The 10,716-nt window shown below is 63.2% G+C and carries 7 protein-coding genes and 6 pseudogenes; 10 read left to right on the forward strand and 3 right to left on the reverse strand.

The features are described 5' to 3' along the window. Both JCM19049_RS04010 and JCM19049_RS04015 read left to right on the forward strand, forming a co-directional pair. The coding region (locus JCM19049_RS04010) for a DNA repair protein RecO C-terminal domain-containing protein (RefSeq protein WP_279402429.1) at window positions 1-171 on the forward strand (171 nt) is incomplete at its 5' end. A 114-nt stretch (window positions 172-285) separates the two neighbouring features. After that, window positions 286-992 (forward strand): annotated as a pseudogene (locus JCM19049_RS04015) (isoprenyl transferase). Window positions 993-1,028: 36 nt separating this feature from the next. On the opposite strand, the gene JCM19049_RS04020 reads toward JCM19049_RS04015, so the two are convergent. Both JCM19049_RS04020 and JCM19049_RS04025 read right to left on the reverse strand, forming a co-directional pair. Beyond that, window positions 1,029-1,484, reverse strand: a complete 456-nt coding sequence (locus tag JCM19049_RS04020; protein ID WP_279402426.1) for a hypothetical protein — start codon at window positions 1,482-1,484, stop codon at window positions 1,029-1,031. A gap of 111 nt (window positions 1,485-1,595) precedes the next feature. Then, window positions 1,596-2,060 (reverse strand): alpha/beta hydrolase, encoded by a 465-nt coding sequence (locus tag JCM19049_RS04025; RefSeq protein WP_054820877.1) that lies wholly within the window; start codon window positions 2,058-2,060, stop codon window positions 1,596-1,598. A 62-nt stretch (window positions 2,061-2,122) separates the two neighbouring features. On the opposite strand from JCM19049_RS04025, the pseudogene JCM19049_RS04030 reads away from it, so the two are divergent. After that, window positions 2,123-3,184 (forward strand): annotated as a pseudogene (locus JCM19049_RS04030) (quinone-dependent dihydroorotate dehydrogenase). Window positions 3,185-3,523: 339 nt separating this feature from the next. Here the strand turns inward: JCM19049_RS04030 and JCM19049_RS23125 are convergent. Continuing rightward, window positions 3,524-4,110: pseudogene (locus tag JCM19049_RS23125) on the reverse strand (DUF3043 domain-containing protein). 72 nt (window positions 4,111-4,182) lie between these two features. Between JCM19049_RS23125 and JCM19049_RS04040 the strand changes: the two are divergent. The 7 genes and pseudogenes from JCM19049_RS04040 to JCM19049_RS04070 form a co-directional block, all read left to right on the forward strand. Next, the gene (locus tag JCM19049_RS04040) at window positions 4,183-5,625 is read left to right on the forward strand and encodes a dipeptidase (RefSeq protein WP_054820878.1); all 1,443 of its coding nucleotides are present in this window, start codon (window positions 4,183-4,185) and stop codon (window positions 5,623-5,625) included. Window positions 5,626-5,741: 116 nt separating this feature from the next. Next, a complete protein-coding gene (locus tag JCM19049_RS04045; RefSeq protein ID WP_054820879.1) occupies window positions 5,742-6,116 on the forward strand; it encodes an iron-sulfur cluster assembly accessory protein in 375 nt (124 codons plus the stop codon). Between the two features lie 213 nt (window positions 6,117-6,329). Beyond that, window positions 6,330-7,219 (forward strand): annotated as a pseudogene (gene coxB, locus JCM19049_RS04050) (cytochrome c oxidase subunit II). A gap of 6 nt (window positions 7,220-7,225) precedes the next feature. Further along, window positions 7,226-8,944: a cytochrome c oxidase subunit I gene (gene ctaD / locus JCM19049_RS04055; RefSeq protein ID WP_054820880.1), complete on the forward strand. Its 1,719-nt coding sequence runs from the start codon at window positions 7,226-7,228 to the stop codon at window positions 8,942-8,944. Between the two features lie 2 nt (window positions 8,945-8,946). After that, window positions 8,947-9,348: a cytochrome c oxidase subunit 4 gene (locus JCM19049_RS04060; protein WP_054820881.1), complete on the forward strand. Its 402-nt coding sequence runs from the start codon at window positions 8,947-8,949 to the stop codon at window positions 9,346-9,348. 131 nt (window positions 9,349-9,479) lie between these two features. After that, window positions 9,480-10,260 (forward strand): annotated as a pseudogene (locus tag JCM19049_RS04065) (GntR family transcriptional regulator). Between the two features lie 104 nt (window positions 10,261-10,364). Further along, window positions 10,365-10,716, forward strand: a pseudogene (locus JCM19049_RS04070) (hypothetical protein); the annotation flags it as partial.

Consider the following 10,716-nt stretch of genomic DNA (forward strand, 5'->3'; position numbering starts at 1 on the left):
CCGCACCCGGTCACCGTCAGCTACCTGCAGGCGCTGCTGACCGGGGACTGGGACACGGTGGCCACCGCCGGGCCCAAGGCGCGCGACCAGGGCGCCAAGATCGTAGCCAACTACCTGCAGTGGCACCTGGAACGTGCCGTGAAGTCCCTACGCCATGTGGAGAGAACATGAAGAAGCTCGCCCGATCACCGGCCAGCGCGGCCCGGTCAGCCCTATGCGCACCCCCGGAACCCGCAGGTGCCCTCCATCCCGGCCGCCGTGCTGCCCCAGCACGTGGCGATCGTGATGGACGGCAACGGCCGGTGGGCGAACCAGCGCGGGCTGCCGCGCACCGAGGGACACCGGGCGGGGGAAGCCGCGCTGCTGGATGTGATGGCCGGGGCCGTGCAGCTGGGGATCAAGTACGTCTCGGTGTACGCGTTCTCCACCGAAAACTGGAAGCGCAGCCCCGAGGAAGTGCGCTTTTTGATGGGCTTTTCCCGCGACGTGCTGCGCCGCCAGCGCGACACCCTGAACTCCTGGGGTGTGCGCATCCGCTGGTCCGGGCGAGAACCGCGGCTGTGGAAGAGCGTGATCAACGAGCTGAAGGCCGCCGAGCAACTCACCGAAGACAACCTGGGCTGCCAGCTGACCATGTGCGTGAACTACGGGGGACGGGCCGAACTGGCCGACGCCATGACCCTGATGGCCCAGGACGTGCAGGCCGGACGGCTGAAGCCTCCGGGATCAGCGAGAAAACCATTGGCCGCTACCTGCACGCCCCGGAACTGCCGGATGTGGATCTGTTCATGCGCACCTCCGGGGAGCAGCGCACCAGCAACTTTTTGCTCTGGCAGTCGGCGTACGCCGAAATGGTGTTCCTGGACGAGCTGTGGCCGGATGTGGACCGCACCACCTTGTTCAAGGCCGTCGAACAGTACGCGCAACGCGACCGCCGCTACGGTGGCGCGGTGGACAAGCCCCAGCCCGAGGAGGCACCGGCCCACAGCTAAGCGCGTTCCGCCAGGGGAAAACTGGCGCGGCGCCGGCTAGCTTGCGCCCTGCAGCAGGTGCAGCCAGCGCCGGACCTTCGCATAGGACTCGGCGCGCGGCCCGGCGGATGAGGTGAACACGTCGTGCATCGCGTCGGTGATGATCGCATTGGTGACGAAGCTGCCCAGCTTCAGGCTGCGCTGGCGCACCAGGTTCACGTCCACCACCGAATCGGTGCGCTGCATCAGCGGATCGTAGCTGGCCCCGAAGTGCGACTGGGCACTGGTGAGCACCAGCACCGGCAGCTCCAGGTCCAGCCCCTTGGCCACCTTCGCGTGCGCCTCGAGCACCGTGCGCATCCAGCCCACGGTGGGACGGAACGCGTGCCGTGGACGCCACAGCGGGTGGATGTCCCATTCCCCGTGCCCGTCCTGCGAGAGCGAGAGCCAGTAGTGGTCCAGTTCGGGCAGGTGCAGGGTGCGCGTGGGGGAGCGCCGGGCCATCGCCTCCATCAGCCCTGGGCCGGTATCCGCAGGAACTGGGTGCCCTGGAATTCCAGCCACGGGGCATTGAGCACCAGCCCGGACAGCCTGGCGGTGGACTGCTGGGCCCAGAGCTGATGATCAGCCGCCCAGGGAATGGCCCTGCACCAGCAGCGGCAGCCCCGGGTGCTCGGCCGTGAGCAGATCCGCGGCCGCATCCAGCTCCTGGTGATATTCGGCTAGGTGCTCCACATAGCCGGGACGCTGGTGCTCGCTGCGCAGGCTGCGCCCATAGCGGCGCAGGTCCAGTGCGTAGAAACGGTAGCCGGCGGCCCGCCAGAATTCGGCCAGCTCGCGGTTGTAGAAGTAGTCGCTCCAGCCATGCACGCTGAGCAGGATGCCGCGCTCTTCCGGATTGCCCGGGGGCGGCTGCTTCGGCACATAGCGGACCAAAGTGCCCAACACCGGGCCCTCCCCATCCACGCCAAGGTCCAAGGTGGTGTGCTCAAAGTCCTCGCCCAACGGGTCGGCGGCCCAACCGCCGGGATCCGTGCTGGTCAAGAAATCCGGCCACTGGCTTGATGGAATACCGTGCAGACCGCTCATGGCACCAGCCTAGCCGGTAAAGAATTTGGCAAGCGCACTGGCCAGCGGCGAAAATTGAAACCATGCGCATTTACCCCCTGGTTTTCAAGCACGTCTTCACCAAGATGGATCCGGAGAAGGCCCACCACTTCGCCTTTGACGCCATCAAGCTGGCGCAGCGTGTCGGATTGAGCAAGCTGACCCGCAAGTTCTTTGCTCCCGACCCGAAGCTGCGCCGCACGGTGATGGGTATCGACTTCCCTTCGCCCTTTGGCCTGGCCGCCGGCTTCGACAAGGGCGCCACCGGCATCCTGGCGCTGAGCGACATCGGGTTCGGGCACGTGGAGATCGGCACCGTCACCGGTCAGGCCCAGCCGGGCAATCCGACCCCGCGGCTCTTTCGCCTGGTGGAGGACCGCGCGGTGATCAACCGGATGGGATTCAACAACGAGGGCGCCGAGGTCGTCGCCGCCCGGGTGGCCACCGCCCGGCAGCAGCTGAAGGCCGATTACCGCCGGCACCGTCCGGTCGTTGGCGTGAACATCGGCAAGACCAAGCTGGTCGAACTGGAGGACGCGGTCGGCGACTATCTGGAATCCACCCGCCAGCTGGCGAACCACGCCGACTACCTGGTGGTGAACGTCTCCAGCCCGAACACCCCGGGGCTGCGTTTGCTGCAGAGCGTGGATTCCTGCGTCCGCTGCTGGAGCAGGTGGGGGCCAAGCCGATGCGGTGGCCGGCCGGCACGTGCCGTTGCTGGTGAAGATCGCCCCGGACCTCAGCGACGAGGACGTGGCCGATGTGGCACGCCTGGCCATTGAACTGGAACTGGACGGCATCATTGCCACGAACACCACCATCGGTCGCGAGGGGCTGGCCAGTGACTCGGCGCGCGTCGAGGACATTGGGGCCGGGGGACTGTCCGGTGCCCCGCTGAAGGAACGCTCCCTGCAGGTGCTGCGCCAGCTGCGCGAACTGGTGCCCGCCGAAATGGCGATTATCTCCGTGGGTGGGGTGAGCGATGCGAAGGACGTCAAGCAGCGTCTGGATGCCGGAGCGGACCTGGTGCAGGGATACACGGCGTTCCTGTATGAAGACCGTTCTGGGCCCGGAACATCAACCGGGAACTGGCGCAGATGCTCTAGGAGTTCTCACCAGCTCGCCGTACCCAGATACAGCCAGCCGAGTTGAAGATGACGGCGGGTGCCAGCGGGCACCCGCCTTTTCTTGTGCCCGGATACCGCCTAGGCGTCTGAGACCGGTTCTCGGTAGTCCTCTGGGGAGCAGCGGTACCGAGCTCAGGCCTTGCACAAAGCTACAGATTGTATCGAACGATACAAATCTGTGGCTTTGTGCATAAAACACGTGTTCACGGGGCAGTCCTAGGCCGGAGGCACAAGGTAGGCATGTTCCTCGCCCCGAAGCCAAAAAACAAGGAGGGTTCCACTAGGAACCCTCCTTGTTTTAATGTCTGAGTGCTTGGATCAGCTCAGCTTCGCACCGCGCTTGACCTGCGGCTTGGGCAGGCGCAGCTTGCGGAACTGCATGCCGCGCATGAAGGCGTAGAGTCGGACACCGCGCTCGAGCTTGCCAAAGCGCTTGACCAGCTCGCGCTTGAGCAGCCATCCGGTGAGGATTCCTTCGATGATCACCACACCCAACACGATGTACAGGCCGAACTGCACGTAGACCTGCAGCGTCAGGTTCTGGCTGAACACCAGGGAGGCGACCAGGAACAGCAGGATGATGAACATCATGAACTCGCTGAACATCCAGCGCGAGTCGATGAAGTCGCGGGCAAAACGCTTCTGCGGACCTTGTCACGCGGCATCAGATAGCGCTCATCACCGGTTTCATTGGCGATACGCAGTCGCTGCTGAGCCTCGATGCGGCGCTTGCGCTCCATCTCCTTGGCCTGCTTGCGGTCATTGGGCACCAGCGGACGCTGGTGGCGTGCCTGCTGCTGGCTGCGCTTCGGGGTCGGGCCGCTCTTGCGGCCATCGGGCGAGGCCAGCGTCTCTGGGGCCTGCTCTTGCGGGGGCTGAGGTTCTTCCTTCTTACGTCCAAACACCCGCCCATCCTATCGGTTCCGCGGCTGTGACGTGACATTGGCCGGACTTGATCGGTTGTTAGGCTTGGAAGCATGACTAGTAACACTTCGGCCGCAGCGGCCGCCCACGGGGTGGACATCGCCGGCCTGCGCGAGCACGTCGAGGCCAACTTCGAGAAGATCCTCACCGAACTGACCGAGCTGGTGGCAATCCCCGGCATCGCCTGGGAATCCTTCGACCCGGCAAACCTGGAGCAAAGCGCCCAGGCCGTGGCCGCACTGGTGGAGGCCATCGGGGTGGACAGCGTGGAGATCCTGCGCGAACCCACCGATGAGGGAACCATGGGCAGCCCGGCGGTGGTGGCCCGCCGCACAGCCAAACCCGGCAAGCCCACCATCCTGCTCTACGCCCACCACGACGTACAGCCTCCCGGAGACCCAGCGGACTGGAACACCCCGGCCTTTGAGGCCACCCGTGTCGGGGACCGGCTCTTTGGCCGTGGCGCCGCGGATGACAAGGCCGGCATCATGGTGCACGTTGCCGCGCTGCGCGCCGTGCTGGACCAGGTCGCCGACTTCGGCGTCGGGGTGACCTTCTTCTTCGAGGGTGAGGAAGAGGCCGGCTCCCCGTCGTTCCGCAACTTCCTGGAGGCGCACCAGGACAAGCTGGCAGCCGACGTGATCATCGTGGCCGATTCCTCGAACTGGGCCGTGGGCACCCCGGCGCTGACCTCCTCGCTGCGCGGCATGGCCGCCGCCGAGATCGAGGTCCGGTCCATGACGCACGCCGTGCACTCGGGCATGTTCGGTGGGCCGGTGCTCGACGCCCCGTTGCTGGCCGCCAAGCTGATCTCCACGTTGCACGATGAGAACGGGGCCGTTGCCGTACCCGGGCTCGTCTCCAACGACCATGCCGACGTGGACTACTCCGAGGAGCAGTTCCGCGCCGATTCGGGCCTGCTGGACTCCATGTCCCTGGCCGGAACCGGCAAGATCACCGACCGGCTGTGGAATAAACCCGCGCTGAGCGTCATTGGAATGGATATGCCCAGCGTTGACCATTCCTCCAATACCCTGATCCCGCGCACGCGGTTCAAGGTGTCGATGCGACTGGCACCCGGGCAGGACTCGGCAGCGGCACTGAAGGCGCTGGAGGAGCACATCCTGGCCCAGGACGTGCGCGGAGCCGAAGTCACCTTCACCGCCACCGAGGCGGGCAGCGCCTACCAGGCGGACCTGCATGCGGCGGCGAACGAAAAGGCGCAGTGGGCCCTGGCCCAAGCCTGGGGGACCGAACCGGTGAGCATGGGTTTGGGCGGATCCATCCCATTCATCGCCGACCTGCTTGAGGTCTTCCCACAAGCTCAGATCCTTGTGACCGGCGTGGAGGATCCGGACTCGCGGGCCCACTCGGCCAACGAGTCGCTGCACCTGGGCGACTTCAAGAACGCGATCGTCGCCGAGGCACTGCTGCTGGCCCGGCTGGACAGCGAAGGCTGTAGGCCCCGTCCGGCTATGAATCGGCTCATAGTGTGAAACAAACATGGGTGCGAATTCCCAGATGAGTCGTACGATAGAAACTAGAGGAGAGGTGCACATCTTCACCCCACGAACCGGGGCAGGGCGCACCACTGCAGTATGGGAGGAGAAACATGACTGCACCAGCAAATGATGTCAAGGGCGACGCCACCGAGTTGCCGACCCACGAGGTGAACCTCAGCGACGTGGCCGCCGAAAAGGTGCGCTCACTTCTGGACCAGGAAGGCCGCGACGACCTGCGTCTGCGCATCGCCGTGCAGCCCGGGGGCTGCTCGGGCCTGATCTACCAGCTGTACTTCGATGAGCGCATGCTCGACGGGGACCACGTGCGCGAGTTCGACGGCGTGGAAGTGATCGTCGACAAGATGAGTGTCCCATATCTCAATGGCGCCTCCATCGACTTCGAGGACACCATCTCCAAGCAGGGCTTCACCATCGACAACCCGTCGGCTGGCGGATCCTGTGCCTGCGGGGACTCTTTCCACTAAATCAGCGGGAACTAACACCTCTGTTCAAACGTTTAAGAAACTTTCGTTGGAACAGAGGTGTTTTTCTGCATTCAGGGGCTTGAGAGGGTAAGCTCTACATTAAGTAGTAAAACTATGTTTCGCTTCGTGGGCCAGCTCACGGGACAGACTCGTAAACGCGGGATGACCTACGAAGACCACACATTCTGCACCAACAAAGAGGAAGGGCCGTCTGTGAGTTCGCAAGACCGAACCGGCAGTCGCGGATCTGCCAAAGCCAAAGTCATGGCTTTGGTAGGTACTGGCGCACTGCTGTTGACGGGATGTTCAGCGGAGGTAAAGCGCGGTTGGCTCCCGAACGTGGAGCGTGACACCACCAACACACCGGGATGATTCAGGATCTATGGGTTAACTCGTGGATCGCTGTGACCGTGATCGGTGTTTTGACCTGGGGCTTGATGCTCTGGTGTGTCGTGGCCTACCGCCGCCGTAAGTCCGATACTGGCTACCCGCGTCAGATCAGCTACAACCTGCCAATCGAGATTTTCTACACCGCCATTCCGCTGGTTCTGGTGTTGGTCTTCTTTAGCTTCAACAACAACGTTGAAAAGGCAATCAACACCAAGGTCGATTCCGAAGTTGTCGTCGACGTCCGCGCCAAGCAGTGGGCCTGGGACTTCAACTACTCGTACGACGGCCAGGAGAAGTACTTCGCTGGCAAGCAGGCTCACCTGAACGAGGACGGCTCGGCCGGCGCCCAGGAGACCCTGCCGACCCTGTACCTGCCGGTCAACAAGACTGTCACCCTGGAACTGAACAGCCGCGACGTCATCCACTCGTTCTGGGTGCCGGCGTTCGTGCAGAAGCTGGACATGATTCCGGGCCGCACCAACTACATGTACCTCACCCCGCAGGTTGAGGGCACCTTCGACGGTAAGTGCGCCGAGCTTTGCGGCGAGTACCACTCCGAGATGCTGTTCAACGTCAAGGTCGTCAGCGAGGCCGAGTTCAAGGCCCAGATGGCGAAGCTGGAAGACGGACACCTCGGCGAGGAATATGACCGTCAGCCGAACAAGGTTAACTCCGTGGTCGTCGAGCACGAAGGACAAGGGGAAGGAGAGTAACCGGTCATGACAACTTTTGAATACGCGACCGATGATGTGAAGAGCATCAACTCGGCCGTCGTCCCGAGGTCAAAGGGACGCATCTTCGTTGACTACATCACCAGCACGGACCACAAGAAGATTGGGTACATGTACCTCATTTCTTCGTTTGTGTTCTTCTGCATCGGCGGTGTGATGGCACTGCTGATCCGTGCCGAGCTCTTTGAGCCGGGCATGCAGATCGTGCAGACCAAGGAACAGTACAACCAGCTGTTCACCATGCACGGCACCGTGATGCTGCTGATGTTCGCCACCCCGCTGTTTGCGGGCTTCGCGAACGTGATGATGCCCCTGCAGATCGGTTCGCCCGACGTGGCGTTCCCTCGCCTGAACGCCCTGGCGTTCTGGTTCTTCTCGCTGGGTTCGACCATTGCCCTGGCCGGCTACCTGACTCCTCAGGGCGCCGCGAGCTTCGGTTGGTTCGCTTACGCACCGCTGTCCAACACCACGTTCTCTCCGGGCGTCGGTGGTGACCTGTGGGTCTTCGGTCTGGCACTGTCGGGCTTCGGCACCATCCTGGGTGCAGTGAACTTCATTACCACCATCATCTGCCTGCGCGCACCTGGCATGACCATGTGGCGCATGTCGATCTTCACCTGGAACACCCTGATCACCTCGATCCTGATCCTGATGGCCTTCCCGCCGCTGGCAGCTGCGCTGTTCGCACTGGGTGCCGACCGTCGTCTGGGTGCACACATCTTTGATCCGGATAACGGGGGAGCGGTGCTCTGGCAGCACCTGTTCTGGTTCTTCGGTCACCCCGAGGTGTACATCATCGCGCTGCCGTTCTTCGGCATCGTTTCGGAGATCTTCCCGGTCTTCAGCCGCAAGCCGATCTTCGGCTACAAGGGCCTGGTCTTCGCGACCATCGCCATTGCCGCCCTCTCGGTTTCGGTGTGGGCTCACCACATGTACGTGACCGGTGCCGTCATGCTTCCGTTCTTCGGCTTCATGACCATGCTGATCGCGGTTCCGACCGGCGTGAAGTTCTTCAACTGGATCGGCACCATGTGGCGCGGTTCGATCACCTTCGAAACCCCGATGCTGTGGAGCATCGGCTTCCTGGTGACCTTCCTGTTCGGTGGTCTGACCGGTATTATCCTCTCGGCTCCGGCTCTGGACTTCCACGTGTCTGACACCTACTTCGTGGTGGCACACTTCCACTACGTGGTCTTCGGTACCGTTGTGTTCGCCATGTTCGCCGGCTTCTACTTCTGGTGGCCGAAGTGGACCGGGCACATGCTCAACGAGCGCCTGGGCAAGATCCACTTCTGGTTGCTGTTCATCGGCTTCCACGGCACCTTCCTGATCCAGCACTGGCTGGGCGTCATCGGCATGCCGCGTCGCTACGCCGACTACATGCCGGAAGACGGGTTCACCATGATGAACCAGGTTTCCACCGTGTTCTCCTTCGTCCTTGGCATCTCGATGATCCCGTTCTTCTGGAACGTTTGGATCACCCACCGTCAGGCCAAGAAGGTCACCGTTGATGATCCGTGGGGCTTCGGCGCATCGCTGGAATGGGCAACTTCCTGCCCGCCGCCGCGTCACAATTTCCACTCGATCCCGCGGATCCGCTCTGAGCGTCCGGCCCTGGACCTGCACCACCCGGAACTGAACGGACGTGCTACTCCGGAAAACCCGGTCGCGAAGATCTTCGGCCCGGCTGACCAGAAGGACAAGTAAGAATGAAAATTGAATCCTGGCTCTTCATGGGCGGAATCTTCTTCTTCACTCCGGTAGCCATCGTTTACGGCTACATGGTCAACTGGGAAGAATGGGTCGGCATGCTGGCCCTGCTGATGCTCGCCGCCATGTCCGGCATGGTCGGCTGGTACCTGAAGATGACCGCCAAGAACGTCGGCATCCGTCCCGAGGACCGTGTTGACGGCGAGATCCACGAGAACGCAGGCGACATCGGCCTGTTCGCACCGTGGAGCTGGTGGCCGCTGGTTCTGGCCTCGGCAGCTGGTATCAGCTTCCTGGGTCTGGCCGTTGGCTGGTGGGTCTTCTACATCGGTGCTGGCCTGGCCATCATCGGCGTGGTCGGCTGGGTCAACGAATTCAGCCGTGGCAAGCACGCTCACTAAGTAAACTGAGAAAGGGCGACGAGTTTTCGAACTCGTCGTCCTTTCTCATTTAACCCAGCCGTAGCCGGGCGTTGTCGCCAGGCCTCCGGGATGGCGTTTAATGGGAGAAGACCCAGTGGAAGGAGCTGGCCATGCGCTACGCGCCGCAGCCGGCCGTCACGGCCCGCCTCGACCCAGAATCGAGCGAGAGCAAGTACCGGCAGATCCGACGCATCCTCAAGACCCACGCCCGGGAGTCGTGCGAGCCGGGCTTCAAGCTGCCGCCGGAACGTGAACTGGCCGAGCACTTTGGGTGGCGCGCAAAACCATCCGTCAGGCCATCGACGCGCTGGTGGACGAACAGGTGCTCAAACGCGTCGTCGGGATCGGCACGTTCGTGGTTCCGGAGAAAATGGACCTTCGGGTCCGTCTGCACTCCTACAGCGAGGACATGATGCGCCGCGGTATGGTCCCGGACGCGCACGTGCTGAAGTTCGACGAAATCAAGGCGTCCGCCCACCTGGCCAGCCAGCTGATGGTCGACGAGGGGACACCCGTGGTGCGCTTCAAGCGTCTGCTGCTGGCGGACGGGACCCCCATGAGCCTGGACGAGAACTACATGCCGGCCGACCTGGTCCCCGGTTTCGTCGACGGGCAGCCACCCTCGAAGCTCTACCAAACACTGCATGAGCGCTACGGCATCCTCTTGGAGTGGGGCGAGGATCAGGTCGAGAGCACGGCCGCCAGCCCCGCACAGGCCCAACTGCTGGCCGTGGAAGACGGGTTTCCGCTGCTGCAGGTCACCCGCTACGCTACATCGGCGAACGCCTGGCCGACTACTCGGTCTCGCTATACCGTTCGGACCGCTACAAGCTCTTCGTGCCACTGCAGCGCTTGGGGACCCGCACGCCGCGTTATTCCACCTCCTTCTAGATATTCGCCCTCCCGGCCGGGGTGCAAGCGCCTCCAAGCCCCTGGCGGGGGTCTCGGGGATCCGCCGTGTACATCTCGTTGCCGCAGCTGATAATCTCAGCACCATGGCACGCCTGCTGCTGCTCTCGAGCATTTTTCTGCAACCGAGCGCCCTGCTGCCCCTGGCCGAACAGCTGACGGGCCGAGGACATCAAGTGGAGGTTCAGGGCGCTGATCCCGGCGAAGGGGCCAAAGAGGCGCTTGAACAGTACTCAGCGGCGTTGGATGCGCTCCGACGCAAGGTTGGGGCGGATCCCGTGGTCATGATCGCCCACTCCAACGCGGGTGCCTATCTACCCTCCCTGCTGGACCGTTTTCCTGGAACCCCAGCCATCTTCCTGGATGCCATTTTGCCGCCGTTTGACGGCCGCAGCCTGGCGCTGGTGCCCGCGACACTGGGAGAGCCCCTGCGGGCAG

The organism is Arthrobacter sp. JCM 19049 (assembly GCF_001310435.1).

What these genes read in the sequence shown, in the direction of transcription:
- JCM19049_RS04020 (WP_279402426.1), bottom strand. Translation starts at nt 1,484, where the DNA reads ATGGAGGCGATGGCCCGGCGCTCCCCCACGCGCACCCTGCACCTGCCC.
- JCM19049_RS04025 (WP_054820877.1), bottom strand. Translation starts at nt 2,060, where the DNA reads ATGAGCGGTCTGCACGGTATTCCATCAAGCCAGTGGCCGGATTTCTTG.
- JCM19049_RS04040 (WP_054820878.1), top strand. Translation starts at nt 4,183, where the DNA reads ATGACTAGTAACACTTCGGCCGCAGCGGCCGCCCACGGGGTGGACATC.
- JCM19049_RS04045 (WP_054820879.1), top strand. Translation starts at nt 5,742, where the DNA reads ATGACTGCACCAGCAAATGATGTCAAGGGCGACGCCACCGAGTTGCCG.
- ctaD (WP_054820880.1), top strand. Translation starts at nt 7,226, where the DNA reads ATGACAACTTTTGAATACGCGACCGATGATGTGAAGAGCATCAACTCG.
- JCM19049_RS04060 (WP_054820881.1), top strand. Translation starts at nt 8,947, where the DNA reads ATGAAAATTGAATCCTGGCTCTTCATGGGCGGAATCTTCTTCTTCACT.